Raw genomic sequence first — 20,444 nt, forward strand, 5'->3', positions numbered from 1 at the left:
TTTCTACTATGTAACAAAATCTTAAGTTGATAATCTAGAGCTAAATTTTACACGATGTGTGTTGTGATTGTTTTTTTTTCCTCTAGCTTGAACACCATTGATGACGGCGTAAGCGAGATCTAGCTCATCATCAAATGCTTGCCCGGATAACTCATCTTTCTTGAGATGTTGCCATTCCAATTCAATTGGATTCATTTCTGAGCAATATTTCGGGAGAAAAAAGATGTACAAACCCTGACTTTCCCATTTTTTCCACAATTGTTGAACTTCTTGGCAGCGATGTATTGGCCCGTTATCTTGCACAATCACGCTGATACGTCCAGTTTCTTGGGCTTGTTTGGCTTCTTTCTCCATCATTTCTATATAAGATTTACGGTCAACACCACCGATAACTAAACCGTAAACAAAACTGATTAAAGGTTGGAGAAGCCCGATAATACTTAATCTGCGACCACGGCGTTTAGTCTGTTCTAACCGTTTTTGCTCACCTCTAAAGTAATATGTATAACTAGGTTCGCTCCACATACAGAACCCTGACTCGTCTAGGTATTTCAGGTCTATTTCACCAGTGGCAGCAGCTAATTCCAACATGTCTAGGTCTGCTTGCTTGTTTGCTCGTGCTACTGGGTCTTGTTTTCCTTTATGGCTTTTCCTTGTCCGTTTCCAATCGACCCCCTTTTTTTGAGTACCCGTCTTAATCTGTCGGCACTCATCTCAACGTTGCGTTCTGTTTTCAACTTCAAAGCTAACTGAGAACTATTGTATGTGCGTGGCTCGTTTCTGAGGCATTCTTCTAAAAATATCATGTCATCCTCAAGCCACTTTGGTTTCCCCCCTCGCCCAGGAGATTCCCAAAGCCCTTCTGTGCCCAGTTTTTGCCATTGATGCAAAACTTTTGTGACTGTTTTTTTGTGACAATCAAAGTGATCTGCTATCTTCTCTACATACCAACCATGTGCATTTAGCCTGATTATTTCCGCCCTGTCTTTGACTTTCTGTGGTACATCCTGTTTTCTCAGATTTAGTAAAGTTTGGTCTTGCTCAGGAGTCAGAAATACCCTTAAACGCGCACCCATACACCAACTACCTTGTAGATGCATTATCAGTCTTTACATATCTTAACATAGCTGACTTTTTTGGCACCTACCTACTTAGCTTTAGCTAGTTTCAAGATTATTACACCAGTCGATACACAGTCGAACCATTTAGAAGAGGTTTTGCTAGTTATATTCTTTTTGCTTAACATCAGGGATTTCCAAAGAGTAAATGATCTGAACTGAACAAATCTCAAAAGACTTTATTTACAGCAGAATTCAGAAGTGAAACAGTCTTTATGCTTGGCTTTGAGACCTAGTTTGTGTACTCCACCTTTCTTGAAATACGCTGTTAGTAAAACTGATAATCAATACGACCCTTCTTAGGTAAATAAATAAATTGCCTATTAAGAGAATGTCAAGGACAAATTTGGAAAATCCAATAACTTAGCTAATTAGTAGTTTAAGTACAAATTTTAATATTGCAAACAAGGATGACGGAAATGTGACAAAAATGTGTACCCAGTATTTTTAATACTAAATTTTAATTAAGAATAAGTTAAAAAAAACAGTAATTTAAAATGAGCCAAAAATTTATAGGAATTGAGTTTGCTCGTTTTGCTTTAGTTAATTAGTAATAGATAATCCCGTAAATCATTTAATTTTAAATTTTGTATTATTTTGATTTAAAAACATCTAACTAAACTTTGAATTGTTCCATTTTCAGATTCTTCAATTTTAGATTTTGTGGAAAATTATCATATAAGAAATCTTAGAATCTAACTTTATTAATATAGATATGATGTCTGTTAAATTGCCCGTAATACAGCGTTTTGTATCTAAATGGAGTACATCCTTTACCCCCCTTAATTCCCCCGATGTATTGGGGGGAAATTGCCAATCTAGTTCCCTCCCCTTTCCAAGGGGAGGGTTAGGGAGGGGTATTTTTGTACTTCACTAACTTGCAATCTGCTGTAAAAGCACCCCACCCTACAAAAGTGGAGCTTTTGCAGGGTGGGGTAATACGAATATTATGGTTACTCTAACGGAGTAATCACTCTGGATATTGTACCAATCTTCATTTGACATCTGGAAAGTATTGATTAAGTCGAAATGAAGAATTCTATATTCTTCTTCAACTACATTTCAAAAACTTTAATTCAGCTTACCTGTAATTGTAAATGCTGCCCAATAGTAAGGATGACCGTAAAGCTTTTCATTTGATGCCATCTTACTGATTTTATATCGTTGCGTTGTTAAATAAGCTCTAATGCTTGAATCTTCCGAATGTAAATTATTTAGTAATTCTTCGTACCATTTTGTTAATTCTCCAGCCGTTAATTCTTTTAGCCATGCTATTGCTTCACCTAAAGCAGTTACTGCTGATTTATTTGGCTGTAATCGTCGATAGAACTCTATCATTACCAAAGCGGTAGCAGATGATTCTACAGTCCAAATGGTACTAACTATATGAGGAACTCCCAAACTCAAAAAAGCAGTGGCTAATCCCACATATTCAGTGCTGATATTTTGGTTGGTAGTACTTAAATTTTCACAAGCCGAGAGCGTAACAAGATTGTAACTCGCTAGATGATGTTGACAGATTTCTTCTAGCGTAAGTTTGTCTTCGTTTGCTAATAATAATGCTGACTTTTTAGGCTCATTAAAATTGTTGTTAACATAACCAGTGAAGTGAAATATATGATAATTATCAAATAAGGCATTTTCTACAACTTTTTTCTGAGCTTCTGACCCCTGAAGCCGCTGGGTATTATCGAACATTTGGCTAACAATTTCAGATTCAAGACTAGCAAATTTTAGTGCCGGATAACCTTTAGTTTCAGGATATTCAACACTAAGTAGTAACTGATTTTGCCACTGCCAATTCTGTTCTATTTCTCTTGATAAACCTATTTGAGCGCTAGGTAGATAAGTAATAATAAAATTCGACTCCACATGAGGAAAATCTGCCTGAGATGGAGAAGAGAAATTAAAAAGCCCATGAAGAGGCAATCTATGCAAATCGCGGTGGGGAATTAAAATTAGTTGGGTGATGCCTTCAAGTTCTTGGGTAATTGTAGAAATATTCAGGATGTTATGCAGGTGTAACAGCTTTTGTTCCATATCCACGCACCAAGAATGCTGACTTTTACTTTCTTGGTCTTGGGCTGTGCGACGATATTCCTGATATTGGTTATGCCAATCTTCTAACCATTCTTCAAATTCGATAAGGCGTCGTACTGCTTCGGGTAGGGGCAATTCATTTAGACGTACAGCGTCTTCCCCATCAGATATTGCCCCTAAATCTTGTATGGGTGTAAATAGTAGAATCGGTGATGGTGCGCCGTCTTTGAGAATGAAGGTGTGTAGGGCGGCTGGGCTGATATGCCAGTAGACGATCGCTGTTGTAGGATTGAGCAGTTGTTGAATTGCGCCATAATTGGGTGAGTAAATTTCATCACACCAACCAAAAAGCAACCAGTTTAAACAAGCATTTTTGCCATGTTCGGCAAATTCCCAGGCTTCGACCAAATCACCAGACTCCACAGCTAAATCAACTGCTAGTTGAGCAAAGCCTGTAAATTTCAAAACTAGCTGTTTTTTACTTTCATCAGAACGAGTTACTTCACTCAGCAATTGTCTTAACAAATCTGTACCGCGTTGCTGTAATTCTGGTACTTGTGTTGTTTGCCCTAAACCTACAAGTGTTTTGATCAGCGATTGTAAAATTTCTAGATGCAACTGGGCAAAATCTTCTGATGTCAGAGTTAGCAACGCTTGATGATACTCAGCTACAGCTTTGCGCCAATAGTCGCGGGGTTTAGAATGTTTTTTGCCTAGCTCGTAGTAAGTATTACCGATCGCTAAATGTAATCTACCCCAACCTTCTGGGTGAGTATCTGGGCGAAGATGTTTTAACCCTTCCTCATAGCTGGCTAATTTTCCTTCATAACCTCCCTGTTGAAGAGCAGGATTTTTTACAGTTATGCTGTTGGACAAACTCGGCAATGTGTCAGCATTCACTAAATTACCAATAGCAGCGCCTCGGCCAATCCAAGCTTCCCAATAGTCCTGTCTGATTTGTAAAGCACCGTCATAAGAGGCGATCGCTTCGGCAAATTGTTCTAAATAAAACAATGCTACTGCTTGATTGTACCAAGCTAGGTGGAAGTCAGGTTTGATTGCTATAGCTTGGCCATAAGAGGCGATCGCTTCTTCGCGTTGTCCTAAGTTGTCTAAGGCTATACCTCGGTTATACCAAGCCAAGTAAAAGTCGGCTTGAATTGAGAGTGCTTTATCCCAGGAGGCGATCGCTTCTGACCACTGTTTCAAATTAAACAGCACTACACCCCTGTCTATCCAGACTTCGTAATAATCGGGTTGGATTTCTAGTGCTTGGTCATAAGATGCGATCGCTTCTTCATATTGCTCACCTACAGCTAGCGCGATTCCTCGGTAGTACCAGTTTTCCTGGTCTTCTGGTTGCAGATGTAGTGCTTGGTCATAACTGGCAATCGCTTCTCGTAGCCACCCTAACTTCAACTGTGCGAAACCTCGGCTAGCCCAAGCTTCGTAGTAGTCTGGCTTGATTTCTATAGCTTTTTCAAAGGAGGCAATTGCTTCTTCAAAGTTTCCTAATTCTCCGAGAGTTCCACCTCGGTTGCACCAAGCCTTATAAAAGTCTGGTTTGAGTTCTATAGCTGTTTCATAAGATGCGAGGGCTTCGGTAAAACGTTCTAAATGAAACAGTGTCAAGCCGCGGTTAAACCAATATTCCCAAAAGTTGGGTTTTAGTTCGATGGCTTTCTCGTAAGAAGCGATCGCTCCTAACAAATCACCCGTTTTCGCTTGCTGAAGACCTTGGTAAAAACAAGCTTGATCTGCGGCAATCGGATTTGATTGATTACTTTGGCGCTCAATTATACTTGGGACATTGCTTGTTTTAATTGCCAAATTAGAAGCAAGTTGCTGTACTAGATTGGCACTTTGATCTAACCTTACCCACAACTCATCTAAAGCATAGGCAACATTTGGTTCTAAATTTACCAGCGCCTTATCCCAGGTTTCGTCTGTAGTTTCACGAATGGGATTAACTAAATTTGCTGATGTTGTAGTTTGGTAATTTTTTTCTTCATACCCCCACCTCAGTTCCCCTAAGTTAGTGATTGAATCTTCTTCTGCCGGCGCCAGGAAACCTATTGGTGTCGTAACTTGGGCATCTTCCTCTTCATATTGCCATACCAGTTCTTCTAAGTTATCCAGCAATATTTCCTCAACCGAATCGTTATGAGTTGCTGGCGTAACGTTTTCGACCTCTGGCTGATCATATTCCCATAAGTTATTCGGCAATATTTCCTCAACCGCAGCGTTATGAGTTGCTGGCGTAACGTTTTCGACTTCTGGCTCATCATATTCCCATAACTGATCTCCTAAAGTGCGAATCAGTTCTTGTCCAGGAGTAGACGGTAGAGGTTCTTCAAGCGTTGTGCTTTCAATAATATCTGGCTCATCATATTCCCATAACTGATCCCCTAAACTGCGGATCAGTTCTTGTCCAGGAGTAGATGGCAAGGGTTCTTCAGGCGTTGTGGTTTCAATAATATCCGGCTGATCATATTCCCATAACTGATCTCCTAAACTGCGGATCAGTTCTTGTCCAGGAGTAGATGGTAAGGGTTCTTCAGGTGTTGTAATGTCGATTTCATCTTGCGGCTGATTGTCCTCGGATACTGTTGGTGCGTTTTGTAACAGCCTGATGCCAATATCATAGGCTAAGTCTCCGATTCTACCAACACCAAGTTCACCTAGTTGCACCATCCGCCTTGCTAACTGATGATTCGGTGCAGATGCAGCTAGCAACTCTTCGCCAAATGTCTCTAACCAATTTATCCAATGCTCAACTGGAATGCGGCTCTCCATCCGCCGCAGATAACTTAGTACCCATTGTTGTCCACGTTGTTGATGCACACCTGCCAACAATTGGATAAATGATTGTTCCAGATCCGTATTCGATGGATCTGATGTTTGTCCTACTGCCTTATATCGCCTTGCACCCTTTAGAGAACGAGTCTGCTGACTGCCAAAGGGGCGCTTCAAATACCTGTTAAACCACTGCAATAGCCGCCTGAGCATCTGCCCCACTCTTGGATTTTGTTTTTCCTAGATTTTAGCCAGCGTTGTGATCATAAAATTATGATTTAGGTAATAACCCACTATATCCGGGTAGTGCTTCCGTCGCAACTTTACAAAAGCTATACATAACTTTATTAAGTTGTGGATTTGCCTACACGCTAAATTTACAGCAGATTCAGCAGTAGAGACGTGCCATAGCGCGTCTGTACAGAAGCCAGATATAAAATTACTCTATATCTGACTCATGAGTTGAAAATACCTCATTAACTTGCAAACTGCTAATTTATTTTTGAATTTGTCCCTAGAAATGATCAACTTTCTGTTTGCTCTGTAGTTTGTTCCGGATCATAGAGTTGATTAACTAACGCTTGGACAAGAATTTGTGGATCATCTGTCTCAATTGCTAGCTGTTGGGCTATTTGCTGGCGTAAGTTCTCATCCTGCTGCAACATCACAAACAACTCTTCTAGAGTGACGCTTTGATATTGTTCCTCCGGCAGGTTTTCTGCTACATCGGATTCCTCTAGTGTTGAGGAAGTCTGTTGCGGTAGAAAATCCGTGTTGAAAGCATCCGGCCCTTCATATTCCCAGATCGGTTCGCCTTGATTGCGCGTCAGCACTTGCATCCCAATATCGTAGGCAACGTCCCCAACTTCTCCGACGCCCAATTCACCTAGTTGGACTAACCGCGCCGCTATTTCATTATTAGGTGTAGGTGATGCTACTAATCTGTCACCGAAGCGGCGTAACCACTCAACCCAGCGTTCAGTTGGGATACGATGTTTAATATTATCTAGCCACTTCAATGCCCACGCTTGCCCTCTTGCTTGATGTACTCCTTGTAAAAGTTCGTTGAAGAGAAATTCCAGATCCGTATCGGTAAGCGGTGGTGCTGGTTCTTTTTGCACATCCACCCTAGCTTTGGAACGAGTCTGTTTTCTACCAAACAAGTTCTGAAAAAGCTTTTTAATCCACTGAACTAGCCGCCTGAGCATTTGCTGCACCATTGAGTATTGCTTACCCTAAGATTGTAGCGATCGCACTGGACATAACGTTAATCCAGTTAATCTAATTCGTAATTCGTCATTAAGACATAATTTATAGATATCTCGTGACTACTGAATTTTAAATGGTTCAAATGTACTATAATTTAAAGGAATCTAGCCAAGAATTCATCAAGCCCCTTTACCCCTGATTAATCTGACGGTGCAAGATAAAAGTGGCATAAAAATCTAGTGTCCATTGACTAATTTCCCGTGTAGTAGTGAAGAAGGAAAAGGGCAGCAAAGTTTTTGACAATATTCCCAGGGGTAGTTCACAATAGTTGAATGCCAAATTGGGCGCTTGTGTTACAAATCAATTTAGAAAAGGCATTGACATTTCAAATCCATGTCTTACGAACCCCTGCATCACAAGTATCGCCCAAAAAGTTTTGCTGAACTAGTGGGTCAAGAGGCGATCGCCACCACCCTCACGAACGCGATCCGCACAGCGAAAATCGCCCCTGCTTATTTGTTCACTGGGCCAAGAGGTACAGGGAAAACTTCTAGCGCCCGTATTCTCGCTAAATCTCTTAATTGTCTCAAAAGTGGTAAACCAACACCTGAACCCTGTGGTGTGTGTGATGTTTGTCAGGGAATAACCAAAGGCTACTCTCTAGATGTAATTGAAATCGACGCCGCTAGCAACACTGGTGTCGATAATATCCGTGAGCTAATTGAAAAGGCGCAGTTTGCTCCTGTACAGTGCCGCTACAAGGTTTATGTGATTGACGAGTGTCATATGCTCAGTACAGCAGCGTTCAATGCGCTACTGAAGACACTAGAAGAACCGCCGAGACACGTGGTTTTCGTGTTGGCAACAACTGATCCGCAGCGAGTATTGCCAACGATTATTTCCCGTTGTCAGCGGTTTGATTTTAGACGCATTCAGTTAGAAGCGATGGTAAAGCATTTAAGTGCGATCGCCTCTAAAGAAAACATTGATGTTTCTCCTGATGCTGTCACCTTAATAGCCCAAATTGCTCAGGGCGGATTGCGAGATGCGGAAAGTTTGCTCGACCAATTAGCTTTGTTATCAGGTGAAGTCACACCAAACCGAGTTTGGGATTTAGTTGGTACAGTCAGCGAACAGGATTTATTAGCGCTTTTAGAAGCGATCGCTCAAGATAACCCAGAAGCCGTTCTAGATTGCACCCGTAAAATTTTAGATCGTGGACGGGAACCGCTAACTATTCTCCAAAATCTTGCCGCATTTTACCGTGATTTACTAATTGCTAAAACTGCACCTAGACGTCACGATTTAATTGCTTGTACTCCACAAACTTGCATTGCCTTGGTTGAGTTTGCCCAAAATTTGGACATGAGTACAATTTTGGCTGGACAGAAACACTTGCGCGAAGCTGAAGTGCAAATTAAAAACACCACTCAGCCACGTTTGTGGTTGGAGGTAACATTACTCGGATTGTTACCAAGTGCGACAAATATTCAAATAAAAGCCCCAAGTATCTCAGCACGAGTTAATACACCTGCTATATCTTCAAAGCATCCTCCAGCAGTTGTCCAAAATCACGCAATCTCTTCTGTACCTCAAGAGAATTCACAAACAAACCACAATTCTGCATCTTCAAACCATCATCAGGCAGTTCCTCAAAATCAACCCCTCACATCATCTTCCCCAATTGAACCACAAACAAATCAAAATTCTGCTGCTAACTCAGTTCCACCAGTAACCCCAGAACCTGTATCTGTTTCTTCGCCACCTGCGGTAATTGAACCAGTAACCTCAGAAATTGTTGAGGAAGCACAACAGGACTTAACTCAGATTTGGCAACAGGTGCTTGCTAACCTCCAGCCAATCTCAAGACGAGAACTGCTACGTCAAATGTGCCATCTCATCGAATTTGATGGTGCTGTAGCTTGTATTGCTATCAAACAAGCATGGTATGAAAAAGTTAAATCTGATCAACCAATAATTAGGGCGGCATTTCAGCAGACTTTCCAACGAGAAATCAAGGTAAATCTAGAAAAAGAAACTGCTTCAACCTCTAATTACTCTAGAAAAAATCCTCCACCAAAAGATTCTACTCGTGTTCAACAGCCACCTGCTGTCAGTTACGACAGGCAAACGACGCCTCCAGCATCAGTACCCCAGCCAGCAACACCAGCAGTACCAACACCAGTACCACTAAAAACAGAGTCGGCAGCAAGGAATGGAAATGGCTTAAATGGAAATGGGGTACAAACTTTGCCTCCACTGCCAACTCGAACACCCGCGACTGATTGGGAACCTGATGAAGTGGCGATCGCAGCTCAACGTCTAGCAGAATTTTTCAACGGACAAGTTATCCGCTTCACAGAAGATCCAACAGAATTGTCTGACTCTATGACTACACCTGATTGGGTAGAGGAATCTGAAGATGATGAATAAAAAGGATCGGGGACTGGGTATTAGGGATTAGGAATTGGTATTGGGAAAATCTTGCCCAGTCCTCAGTCCCCAGTCCCCAGCCTCTAATGCCCATTCCCGGTATGTACAGTTTTCACCCATTTCAGACGCTTTGGTCTAAACGACATCCGGGCAGTAGTACTACTCATAACTACTAACCAGTGCAACATATATAAATTGCCACGTAAAGTCTGCAAGAGTAACAGAAAATACGTAGAAATCTGGAATTTTTGGTCTTGACGAATCCGCCTCAGACCTGTAAACATTCCAATCATTGACATGGAAACTGACAAGCCAGTTATCGGACTTAATATTGGTGGACGATGCCGAGCGATCGCCATCAATAAATCTGGTACTGCTGCTGTAGGCAGGATATACATAATCAGCAAAAACATCAGCAAATCCCAGCTTTTCCGCGTACCCATGCGGTTTTTGAGAATTAGATTCCAGTAATCTAAATAGCGCTGATATCCGCCTTCTGCCCAACGGTTACGCTGATGCCAGAGTGCGATCGCTCTGGTCACTCCTTCTTCCTGCACCGCTGGGAAAAATACACACTCAATATCCCATTTTTGCAAATGTAAACGGATTGTTAAATCCAAATCATCGGTAATGGTTTCTTCATTCCATCCTCCGAAGCTTTCCAAAGCTTTGCGTCGGACAAATTGACCGTTACCTCGTAATTCGCCAATGCCACCAAGAGCAGTCCGCTGTTGTTGAAACCAAGTATCAAGTGCCATTTCCGCCATTTGACCCTTAGTCCAAAAATTCTCTTTGGCGTTGGCGATCGCTTTTCGTACTTGTACCGCCCCTACCTTTTCTCTTTGAAATATAGGTATTACTTGTAACAACAAGTCTGATGTCACTTGGGCATCAGCATCAAATACTGCAATAATTTCGCCCTTTGTCAAAGGCAGTACCTGATTTAAGGCCCCTGACTTGCCGCCAGTAGCTTCTGCTGAACGTCTGAGTACTTTGAGTTTGTCGTATTTCTGCTCTAGTGCTGCTAATAACTCTGGTGTGCTATCAGTGCTGTTGTCGTCAATTATCCATACTTCGTATTCTCCATTGGGATATTCCAATTGACAAAGATTATTGACTAATTTTGTAATTACCGCTTCCTCATTTTTCGCAGCCACTAAAACAGATACAGAAGGCAAATCTCCCTGTATTTCTTTTGGATAGTGGCGAGGCTTGGTAAATATCACCACTAAGGCGTGAAAACCTAAGACAGTGGTTAGTCCCAGTATGAATATAAAACTCCACGAAACTAAATGCAGCGCGATCGTGCTACTCCAGACAATAGTCAAAACTAGAGCTGCTTTACGTCTACGACCTTGAAACCGGGATGCTACAGATACAGGATTTGTATCTAACACTAACTCCTCATCTGCCGATAGGTCAGACAATAAGGAGTTGAGCGGGTCAAGCTCTTGATAAGAATTGTCTTCGGGCCAGGAATTCGCTGGCATAGGTTACTTCATTCAAACAGCAGTATTTGTTTACACCCATTGAAGAAACTGGTAATTAGGCGACACTCAACTACGCAAACTTTACGCTCTTTTAGCTACCCGTGAAATTAGTGGTAGTTACCCACACCCTCTAACTCACATAGAGCTAGTAAGTTCCCTATTCATAGGAATTCCAGATAGTCCAAAGTGATAGCAAGGTAGCAGCAGATGGTGTCCGATAAAAATAGCAATAACAGCACCTACTGCATGACAGTAGAGATTTTAGCGTTATTGCCCCAGCTTCGATAAAAGTTAATGCAGCATCATTGTAACCGAAATTTTAATATTTCTTAGCAGTAACTTCAGTAATTAGTCATTGGTTTCTACATCTCTTCCTGCTTCCCAGTCCCTAATCCCCAGCGATGCACTGAGCCTGTCGTAAAGCCTGCGGCATAGCTGCGCTTAGGGCGCAACCTCTCGTAGAGAAGTGTCCCCAGTCTTGTGCTTTAGACAGATTTTTTGGGAATACTAGTGGCAGTTCCCAATATCCCCAGTTGTTTACTAACTTGAGGAATATTTAAAAATGTCTATAGAGCAACTTCAGCCTGCTACTCAGCAACAAGCCAGTGTTTATTTACCCTACATTCAAGGCACAAGGCGCAATTCCCTACCCTTTGCCATCAGTCTCTATCAAAAAGGCGTCTTGGAGGGACAGCGCAAAATAGAAGCCAGCGATCATATTCCCTTTGTCGCTACCTGGAATGTGGCTACCTTACCGTCAGACTTAACGCGTTGCCGAGTACAGTTTGATGGCAACGCTGACCTCAGTTACGAACTGATGATGGCCAGTTTTGAGTTTATTAATTTTTTGATAGAACTTATGGACAACTACAAGCGCTATCGTGTGACTGATTTTTCACAACCTTTTTACCGCAAGCTGCTACGTATAGAAGAATAAATTAGGCAATGGGCATGGGGCATAGGAAAATTATCTTTATATGAGTTCAATAAATGCCAGGGCTTAGAGGAAAGATTATCTCCTGTATTGTGCATAGCAATAATTACCAATGCCCAATCCCTATTACCCCTTATCCCCAGAGGGGGCCCAACCTTCCCCAATCCTCAATCCTCACTCCTGTCTGATAAAGTTCGACGCGATCGCTCTGGATATTAACCATTGCGCTACCCTTGCTGAAGGTAGTTTCTGGGAAACCTTACTATTTGAGAGCAGAAGGCTTTCGTCAGAACAAACTAAAATTAGAAAACACCTAGCTGGGTTATTCTGACTTTTGAAATTAGGAGTGCATGTGTGCCAAAATCCCCTAAATATTTGCTGATTGGATCAACCGAGACTTACAGCGGTAAATCTGCAACTGTTCTGGGTTTGTCTTATCAGCTACAGCAAAAAGGACTGGATATCGCCTACGGCAAACCGCTAGGTACTTGTTTGAATGCGTCTGGTGGAAGTGTAATTGACGAAGATGTTCAGTTCATAGCTCATAGCCTGAATCTGTCAGAAAACCGCGTTACACCCATGATGCTGGCTTTAGACGAAATAAATGTCCAAAAACGCTTACGTGGAGAAGACAAAACCGATTATCAACAGTACCTAACACAGCAATATTTACAAATGTCGCGAGGAGATTTGGTACTGCTAGAAGGGCCTGGTGATTTGTCAGAAGGCAATTTGTTTGACTTGTCTTTGCTACAAGTGGCTGAAGTATTGGATGCATCTGTGCTATTGGTATGCCGTTACAAATCGCTACTTTCCGTTGAGGCGTTATTGTCTGCTAAGCAGCGTGTGGGCGATCGCCTGATTGGTGTTGTGATCAATGATATCCCTGCTGAACAACTAGAAACAGTTGACAGTCTCTTGCGCCCGTTTTTAGAACAGCGAGGTATTTCTGTGCTGGCAATGCTGCCAAACAACAATTTACTTCGTAGTGTCAGCGTTGGCGAACTGGTAAAACAATTAAATGCTGATGTTCTCTGTCGTAATGATCGCCTAGATTTATTGGTGGAAAGTCTGGCAATTGGCGCAATGAATGTCAGCTCTGCTGTGAAGTATTTCCGCAAACGCCGGAATATGGCAGTAGTCACAGGAGGCGATCGTGTGGAAATTCAGCAAGCCGCTTTGGAAACTTCTACCCAATGCTTAATCCTTACAGGACAACTACCACCCGCGCCCTTTATCCTCAATCGCGCTGAAGAGTTAGAAATTCCCATTTTGTCGGTTGACTTGGATACACTCACCACTGTAGAAATTGTTGACCGTACTTTTGGGCAAGTCCGTCTCCATGAACCGATTAAAGTTCAGTGCATTCGCCAGTTGATGACTGAGCATTTTGACATTGACCGCTTGTTATCTAAATTAGGTTTGACTCCCGCGGCAGCATTACCTTAGCCTGAGCAACTCAAACACTGAGAGCATCAATGCTCAGTCCTCAGGAGGTGTTGGCGGTGAGGCCACAGCTGGCTCGTTGTCACCTACTAAGCGAGGGTGTGCTGTTTTGTTGCGCCTCACAGCACAGACTTGCTTGGTTTCATTAGGTAATCCCAAGCTCAGTATATTCCCGTAACCTGCCTTATAACCTTACCGATTCAATGAGATAAGTTTCGTATCAAAAACCGAGGCTGCCATCAATACCAACAGTTCGATTTAACTGCGGTAATTCTAGATGTGAGTTCGCTGGATCTCTGGCAAAATGCTCAAAATCTTCCAGCGATCGCGAATAACGAGCTGAAAAATCAAGAAATTGTAGCAATGTCTAACTCAGGTTAGCTTCGTACTACACGCTGTTTGGTAAAATATCTAGGTTGTTAATCTGATTACGTTAATCTTTGAGCCAGTCAATAGACCTCATTAACCACGATACATTAGCGCAAGAACTGGCAACAATCCAGCAAACGGGTTCTAAGCGAATTGCCTTGCTGGGTTCGCGTCATGTCCCGATTACACATCAGAACCTGATTGAAATGATGACCTATGCCCTAGTTTTATCGGGTAATCGGATCATCACTTCTGGTGCTACAGGTACAAATTCTGCTGCCATCCGGGGAGCAACACGGGCCGATCCAAATTTGTTGACGGTAATTTTACCCCAAAGCTTGGAACGCCAGCCCCTTGAGTCGCGCCAGCAATTAGAACAGGTAATGCACTTGGTAGAAAATCCCAGTAATGATAGTCTATCCCTTGCTGAAGCTAGTTACCTGTGTAATAAGGAGATTGTCTCCCGTTGCCAGCAACTTATTTGCTTTGCGTTTCACGACAGTCGCACTCTGTTGCAAACTTGCCAAGACGCAGAAGAACAAAGAAAAGTAGTAACACTGTTCTACTTTGATTAGTTATTTGTCATTTGTCATTTGTCCTTTATGTTTGACTAATGACTAATGACTAATGACCAATGACTGATAACTAATAACTAATGACTAAATACTAATGACTATTTTTTTGTACGCGATCGCTGCTGCTGCCGTTCTAATTTATCTACCGTTTTTGGTGGTAGGTTATGCGCGGGCGCGTGTTGGCTACGATATCTCTGCTCCTCGCGCAATGTTTGATAAATTGCCACCATATGCCCAACGAGCGACCTGGGCGCATCAAAACTCCTTTGAAGCGTTTATGGTTTTTGCAGCAGCAGCATTGATGGCATACGTAACTGGTGTGAATTCTTCCATAGCAGCCTCCGCTGCGATCGCCTTTGTAGCAGCCCGTTTGCTATACTCGATTTTTTATATTGTGAATATACCCCTTTTACGCTCACTGATGTTTGCCATTGGCTCCCTTGGCTCTGGCACTCTCATCTTTTTGAGCATCATCCAAGCTACTAGTTAATATGGAATTGGCTCATGTCTTAATTTTGAATTTTAAATTTTGAATTGCTTATGGCTTCTACTTATTCCTTTGACATTGTGAGCGACTTTGACCGCCAAGAATTGGTTAACGCTGTTGATCAAGTTGTGCGAGATATTAAAAGTCGTTACGACCTCAAAGATACTCAAACTACTGTCGAGTTAGGTGAAGAAAACATTACTGTTGGCACTGACAGTGAGTTTACTTTAGAGTCTGTACATACTATCCTGCGAGAAAAAGCCGCTAAGCGTAATCTCTCCCAAAAAATCTTTGATTTTGGCAAAGTCGAATCAGCCAGTGGGAATCGGGTACGTCAAGAAATCAAACTCAAAAAAGGCATTAGTCAGGAAATCGCTAAACAAATTTCTAAATTGATTCGAGACGAATTCAAGAAGGTACAAGCTTCAATTCAAGGTGATGCTGTCCGGGTTTCTGCCAAAGCTAAAGATGACTTGCAAGTTGTCATTCAGCGGCTGAAACAAGAAGACTACCCCGTTGCTTTGCAATTTACAAATTATCGTTGAACTGGGGACTGAGGACTGGGGATTCATATCCCAACTAAATCTTATAGCAGTCACTAAAGCCGTTAGGACAAATTAGCGATCGCTCACAAGGGAGAGCTATTCTGGTGGACAAAGAGAAGTCTGAGCGGGGACAAAGAGAAGTCTGAGCGGAGGGTTATGTCTCTTAGAAAGCTTCCTCCGCTCGTAACTTTGTAGCAGTCAAGTACTAGAGGCGACTAATTAAGCTCGGCCGCCAATGCTTTTTTGAAAAGCTGGACGCTCAGACAGCAGTTTGATATAGTTCAACACTGCTGGGTAGGGACTGAGGTCTAGCTTCAACAGCATGGAAATGTAATTGAGAATAGACCCCACTGCCACATCAGCAACACTGAATTCATTTCCCAGCAAGAAAGGTTGCCTATCGAGAATTTCGTTTAGGGGAGTCAACAAACGGGGCGTTTCTGCCTCTCTACTTGCTTCTTGAAAAATACCTGGGCCGAGGGTAGCATTGGCAAACAACACCCATTGAGCATATACAGCACTTTGCTCTGGTGAAAGTGGGTTTTTGCTGTATTTATCGGCAAGATACAGCAAAATTGCCCCTGATTCCCAAAGCTGAAAATCTCCATCAACAATTGCTGGAACTTTACCAAAAGGGTTAATTGCCAAAAACTCAGGCTGGCGGTGTTCACCAGCCTGCAAATCGAGCTTGATAAATTCGTAAGGAACTTGTAGTTCCTCTAAATACCAATGAACAATTGACGCTCGACTACGAACGCCACCATAAAGTTTCAACATAATGACAGAAGATTAAAGAACTTTGTGAGTATGGGAATGCTGTTTAACGTTGTCTTCTTTAGTAACAACTCGTGCCGCATTTAACACTCGTTTGCGTTCGGTAGAATATTTAAATTCATTGTAGGTTGTACCTAGAGGAATCAGCGACTTGGCAATTTCACGACGCTTGTAGGTACGAGCTGCTGCAAATGCACGTGGCAGAAATTCTTCTCCAAACTGAGCTGAATTTGGGAAACCATTTGGTAGAAGTGGTGTATCCCCATCCAGTACAGATCCTAAAGTTGTGGCAATAGCTAACTTATAGGAGGTAGGGATACCCTTCAAAAGTGCCTCTAAAGCTGCAGAGGGGATTGGTTCTATAACTTCGACTTGATAAACTTCTCCATCTTCTTTGATGAAGCAAGTAGCCAAGCCGATGACAATATAATCATCGCTTGCTAAATCAGGGGCATTGGGATAGGAAATTGCATTTGTCATCAGAAAATTTCTCAAAACTTAAAAATCAAATTTAAAGACTAGCAAACAGTCGCGTATGACTGGTGAACCTAGTCTTGTTCGGGAGGCATCGCTTTGCGTTTCTGAGCCACTGTGTTGGGAAGGAGCAGAGGTTGACGCAGAGGGTGCTGCACCTATCCGAAGGGTGAACTTGAAGATGACGCAGACAATGAAAATTTATTTCTCTGTGTCCTCTTTTCAATCCCGAACGAAAGGCTTGTTGGCATTCTACCAATTTGTAGCTCTCACTACTTGATTACTCTATTGAGATTGACATCTGCTATTTCTGGAATTCGACTTGGGGATGAAGTATTTATAACTGGGTTTGAGGATTAATTATTTAGGGCGAAGTTTTTCACTTGTACAAGTTAAATTCAGTCTTCAGATGGCTTTCTAGTAATCCTAGATACCTTAAGAATAGAGGCAGTGGTAAAAACCACTAGCAAATAAAAACTACACATATATTTCACAGAGGAAGCGGTTCAGGCAGGAAAATATGAATAGTCATTCATTTTTAGCTTCTGGTGACCAGCAAAGTAATCAGTGTCAACTTGTTATAAATAGTAAAATTAATTCACAACAACAAGGGGTAAACCATAGCAGCGAAAGAGCTTTGGGAGACAGCTACTTACGCTCTTGTGCTTTGAAATCGGCTCAAGAAGGAAATTATACTGGAGCGATCGCACTTTTAACCCAACTTATTCACCGCCATCCCTACAGTGCGCTCGACTACAACAACCGGGGGTTGATTTATTTTCAAAGTGGTGAAACCCAAAAAGCTTTTTGTGACTATAACACTGCAATCCAACTTAACCCGAAGTTAGCTAGCGCTTATAACAATCGGGCAAATTACTATGCTGCTTGTGGAGAACTAGCAGCAGCACTCGCCGACTATGATCAAGCGATTGATTTACATCCTAGCCATATTCGGGCCTGGATTAACCGAGGCATTACTTTGCGTGACTTGGGGCAGTATCAGGAGGCAGTTGAGAATTTTGAGATAGCACTGCTTTTTGGTCAACTAGAGGGTCACATTTGGGCTGAACGCGGCAGAACTTATCATCTTTGGGGTGACTGGAATTGTGCGATCGCTGATTACCGTCGCGCCCTCATTCAACTGCCTTCCATTGATAGCAGCAACGATATTCCTGGTTATCGCTTGCGTTTACAACTCGAAAATTGGCTAAACGAGCTGCTATCTCCTCAGCGTCCGATTGGGTAGATTCCTTTATTTCACTAAATTCAACATTCAAAAAGTAGATTCTTGATTTTGAATTTAAGTCTAGCGACCCTGTTAGGCTAATAGATGATAACTATATAGCTATTCAAAAACTAGCTATTAACTATTACTTATTAGCAATTATATAAATTAACACCCAGTTTATATGTAACCAGAATTACGAGGAAGTTGAATAATATCAAATCTCTGGTTGAAGATTTTTCTTATGGTGATGACTCTATGGATTCAACTTCTTGTCCATCTTGATTTATCAGCACAATCTGTCGCTGGTTAGGATCAAATCGATATCCTTGTTCTTGCCTAATACTTTTAGCTTGATGCGGATCAAAGTTACGGCTAAATTCTGCCCGCAAAGTATTTACACGCCCTTCCATCAGCTTGACTTCAGTGCTGATTTCTCGTAACTTTTCTTGCTGTAACGACTGTTCAGGCAGAAGTTTGATTAGCGCAGATGCTGCTACTGCTGTAATGACAAGATTAACCGCTATCTTTGCTGTGCCTTCCAGAGCCATCATCTGGTAAGAACGTTGACGAAGATGTCGTTTTGGTCGAGGAACAACCCGCGGTTTTTGTGTAGGTTGTAGCGGTGGTCTAGACGGTTGAATCGCGTTCATGATGCTAAGAAGAACCTTGCTGAGTGAAGAGAAGCACCGTAAAAGTGCGCTAGCACTATTTACTGCTTGATGTTAGCAGCCATATTACTTCATTTTTTGCAAATTGCTACACGTGTTGTATGAGTTTAAAAAGAACCTGGCTTACGTAAGTGCAGATTTTACAGCTACAGTTTGGGGCTTGATGCCACAAAAGCCTGAATACTGCACTTTGTATAGCCAGGATGACTAGTTTGCTAACAGTGTCAAATGGTAGCGTTATTTATAAAGTTCGGTGGCTAAGCGCCAAGCCAGAACTCCTGGGATCAACGCTACAACCAGAGCGATATAGACTTGAGTATCCGAGATGGAAGTTACTTGAGCAAGGTACAGAGTATCTAATATAGCCATGAGTTGAAACCTCCTAACCTGAATAGATTTTGAACAGTTCGTTTACTACTTTTCCTTGTTTTGCCAAAATTGTGGAATATCTTGTTACAAGATGCAACAAAAGCAGTTATTAGTCAGTGTAGTTAGCGATTATTTATTATAAAAATTCATAAAACTATGGATTTGTATCTGGGTATCGACTTCGGCACGTCTGGCGCACGCGCTATGGTGATTGACGATGATGGTTGTATCCAGGCTGAGGCACGATATTCTTTTGAGGATTCATCTGCTGCTGTTATGCCGTCTATTTGGCAGCAGGCTTTGTTTATGCTTGTGGAACAGATACCTGAAGGATTGCGGCGAGAAATTAAAGCGATCGCAATTAATGGTACTTCTTCCACCGTCCTGCTAGTCGATGCCACTGGCGAACCTGTAGATACACCACTACTGTACAATGATGCGCGGGGATCAGTTGTTTTAGAGCAGTTGAGGAGTGTAGCACCGCCTAATCACACAGTTTTGAGTTCAACCTCCAGCCTTGCCAAACTGCTGTGGATGAGGCAATTACCCTCGTTTAGCAAAGCCAGATATTTTCTGCATCAAGCCGACTGGCTGGCATTTCTCCTGCATGGAAATTTAGGTATTAGCGACTATCACAATGCTTTAAAGCTGGGTTATGACGTGGAGCAGTTAAAATACCCAGAATGGCTGGAAAAGATGCAAATACCAATTCAGCTACCCAAAGTTTTATCTCCTGGGACTCCAATTGCGGAATTACGCCCAGAAGTTGCTGATAAATTTCATTTACGGCGTGATTGCGTGGTATGTGCTGGGACAACTGATAGTATTGCGGCTTTTCTGGCGAGTGGGGCAAAATCGCCTGGGGAAGCAGTGACTTCTCTGGGTTCGACACTAGTACTAAAACTTTTGAGTCGTACCCGTGTAGAGGATGCGCGATATGGAATTTACAGCCATCGCTTGGGTGATTTGTGGCTAACTGGAGGTGCTTCTAATACTGGGGGTGCAGTGCTAAAGCAATTTTTCACTAATGATGAGTTAGAAAGCCTTAGCCGTGAGATTCATCCATCGAAAGCCAGTGAGTTAGATTATTATCCCTTGTTGAAAGCAGGCGATCGCTTTCCGATTAATGATCCAAATCTCCCCCCAAGACTAGAACCACGCCCAGATAATTCTGTGGAATTTCTACATGGGTTGTTAGAAAGTATTGCCCGTATAGAAGCACAAGGGTATGAATTACTACAAAAAATGGGGGCGGACAAGTTGACGCGTGTTTATACTGCTGGGGGTGGCGCGGCAAATCATACTTGGGCTGCAATTAGGGCGCGTCATTTGCAGGTTGATGTAGTCGCATCGGTATATACAGAGGCTGCTTATGGTACAGCACTTTTAGCAATGCAGGCAATTTAAGAAGGAGAAGCAATTCAAAATTCTATCTTCTAAATCCGTATCTCTCCCAGTGACAATCAATAATATCTCGGCCGATACTAGG

The 20,444-nt window shown here is 42.2% G+C and carries 18 protein-coding genes; 9 read left to right on the forward strand and 9 right to left on the reverse strand.

The genetic code is table 11. From position 1 onward, the window contains the following. Positions 1-21: 21 nt before the first annotated feature. The 3 genes from WKK05_RS35375 to WKK05_RS35385 all read right to left on the reverse strand — a co-directional run bounded on the left by WKK05_RS35375 (position 22) and on the right by WKK05_RS35385 (position 7,174). Positions 22-1,076, reverse strand: a protein-coding gene (locus WKK05_RS35375; protein ID WP_341525019.1) for an IS630 family transposase whose coding sequence is annotated in 2 segments (ribosomal slippage) — positions 22-681 and positions 684-1,076 — 1,053 coding nt in all. Because the reading frame shifts where the segments join, the coding sequence is not laid out codon by codon here. A 1,113-nt stretch (positions 1,077-2,189) separates the two neighbouring features. After that, positions 2,190-6,167 carry a tetratricopeptide repeat protein gene (locus tag WKK05_RS35380; RefSeq protein WP_341527618.1) on the reverse strand — a complete coding sequence of 1,326 codons (3,978 nt, stop codon included), beginning with the start codon at positions 6,165-6,167 and terminating at the stop codon, positions 2,190-2,192. Between the two features lie 311 nt (positions 6,168-6,478). After that, positions 6,479-7,174, reverse strand: coding sequence for a hypothetical protein (locus WKK05_RS35385; protein ID WP_341527619.1), 696 nt, complete (start codon positions 7,172-7,174; stop codon positions 6,479-6,481). A gap of 382 nt (positions 7,175-7,556) precedes the next feature. Between WKK05_RS35385 and WKK05_RS35390 the strand changes: the two genes are divergently transcribed. Then, positions 7,557-9,596, forward strand: coding sequence for a DNA polymerase III subunit gamma/tau (locus WKK05_RS35390; RefSeq protein WP_341527620.1), 2,040 nt, complete (start codon positions 7,557-7,559; stop codon positions 9,594-9,596). Positions 9,597-9,679: 83 nt separating this feature from the next. Here WKK05_RS35390 and WKK05_RS35395 read toward each other — a convergent pair whose 3' ends face one another. After that, positions 9,680-11,086, reverse strand: a complete 1,407-nt coding sequence (locus WKK05_RS35395; protein ID WP_341527621.1) for a glycosyltransferase family 2 protein — start codon at positions 11,084-11,086, stop codon at positions 9,680-9,682. A 562-nt stretch (positions 11,087-11,648) separates the two neighbouring features. On the opposite strand from WKK05_RS35395, the gene ebsA reads away from it, so the two are divergent. From ebsA to WKK05_RS35410, 3 genes are all read left to right on the forward strand, one after another. Then, positions 11,649-12,023, forward strand: a complete 375-nt coding sequence (gene ebsA / locus WKK05_RS35400) for a type IV pilus biogenesis protein EbsA (RefSeq protein WP_341527622.1) — start codon at positions 11,649-11,651, stop codon at positions 12,021-12,023. 109 nt (positions 12,024-12,132) lie between these two features. Beyond that, complete coding sequence (locus WKK05_RS35405; RefSeq protein ID WP_341527623.1) at positions 12,133-12,351, forward strand: hypothetical protein; 219 nt, start codon at positions 12,133-12,135, stop codon at positions 12,349-12,351. A gap of 23 nt (positions 12,352-12,374) precedes the next feature. Further along, positions 12,375-13,469 (forward strand): phosphotransacetylase family protein, encoded by a 1,095-nt coding sequence (locus WKK05_RS35410; protein ID WP_341527624.1) that lies wholly within the window; start codon positions 12,375-12,377, stop codon positions 13,467-13,469. A gap of 217 nt (positions 13,470-13,686) precedes the next feature. Here the strand turns inward: WKK05_RS35410 and WKK05_RS35415 are convergent, their stop codons facing one another. Continuing rightward, the gene (locus WKK05_RS35415; protein ID WP_341527625.1) at positions 13,687-13,830 is read right to left on the reverse strand and encodes a hypothetical protein; all 144 of its coding nucleotides are present in this window, start codon (positions 13,828-13,830) and stop codon (positions 13,687-13,689) included. A gap of 76 nt (positions 13,831-13,906) precedes the next feature. Between WKK05_RS35415 and WKK05_RS35420 the strand changes: the two genes are divergently transcribed. The 3 genes from WKK05_RS35420 (at position 13,907) to WKK05_RS35430 (ending at position 15,442) form a co-directional block, all read left to right on the forward strand. Then, positions 13,907-14,410, forward strand: a complete 504-nt coding sequence (locus WKK05_RS35420) for a DNA recombination-mediator protein A (RefSeq protein WP_341527626.1) — start codon at positions 13,907-13,909, stop codon at positions 14,408-14,410. Between the two features lie 94 nt (positions 14,411-14,504). Continuing rightward, the gene (locus WKK05_RS35425) at positions 14,505-14,900 is read left to right on the forward strand and encodes an MAPEG family protein (RefSeq protein WP_341527627.1); all 396 of its coding nucleotides are present in this window, start codon (positions 14,505-14,507) and stop codon (positions 14,898-14,900) included. A gap of 50 nt (positions 14,901-14,950) precedes the next feature. Further along, entirely contained in the window at positions 14,951-15,442 is a 492-nt protein-coding gene (locus WKK05_RS35430; RefSeq protein ID WP_341527628.1) for a YajQ family cyclic di-GMP-binding protein, read from the forward strand. 219 nt (positions 15,443-15,661) lie between these two features. Here WKK05_RS35430 and WKK05_RS35435 read toward each other — a convergent pair whose 3' ends face one another. Continuing rightward, on the reverse strand, positions 15,662-16,219 hold the full coding sequence (locus WKK05_RS35435; protein ID WP_341527629.1) for a glutathione S-transferase family protein: 558 nt from the start codon (positions 16,217-16,219) through the stop codon (positions 15,662-15,664). Positions 16,220-16,231: 12 nt separating this feature from the next. Further along, the gene (locus WKK05_RS35440) at positions 16,232-16,696 is read right to left on the reverse strand and encodes a hypothetical protein (protein ID WP_341527630.1); all 465 of its coding nucleotides are present in this window, start codon (positions 16,694-16,696) and stop codon (positions 16,232-16,234) included. A gap of 514 nt (positions 16,697-17,210) precedes the next feature. Here WKK05_RS35440 and WKK05_RS35445 point away from each other — a divergent pair. Continuing rightward, the gene (locus tag WKK05_RS35445; protein ID WP_341527631.1) at positions 17,211-17,936 is read left to right on the forward strand and encodes a tetratricopeptide repeat protein; all 726 of its coding nucleotides are present in this window, start codon (positions 17,211-17,213) and stop codon (positions 17,934-17,936) included. A 221-nt stretch (positions 17,937-18,157) separates the two neighbouring features. Here the strand turns inward: WKK05_RS35445 and WKK05_RS35450 are convergent, their stop codons facing one another. Beyond that, a complete protein-coding gene (locus tag WKK05_RS35450; RefSeq protein WP_341527632.1) occupies positions 18,158-18,568 on the reverse strand; it encodes a hypothetical protein in 411 nt (136 codons plus the stop codon). Positions 18,569-18,823: 255 nt separating this feature from the next. Continuing rightward, positions 18,824-18,955, reverse strand: a complete 132-nt coding sequence (gene psaM, locus WKK05_RS35455; protein ID WP_341527633.1) for a photosystem I reaction center subunit XII — start codon at positions 18,953-18,955, stop codon at positions 18,824-18,826. A gap of 156 nt (positions 18,956-19,111) precedes the next feature. Here psaM and WKK05_RS35460 point away from each other — a divergent pair, with 156 nt between their 5' ends. After that, positions 19,112-20,362, forward strand: a complete 1,251-nt coding sequence (locus WKK05_RS35460; RefSeq protein ID WP_341527634.1) for an FGGY-family carbohydrate kinase — start codon at positions 19,112-19,114, stop codon at positions 20,360-20,362. Positions 20,363-20,444: the final 82 nt, after the last annotated feature.

It is taken from the genome of Nostoc sp. UHCC 0302 (assembly GCF_038096175.1).
In the GTDB taxonomy this organism is placed as follows: domain Bacteria; phylum Cyanobacteriota; class Cyanobacteriia; order Cyanobacteriales; family Nostocaceae; genus UHCC-0302.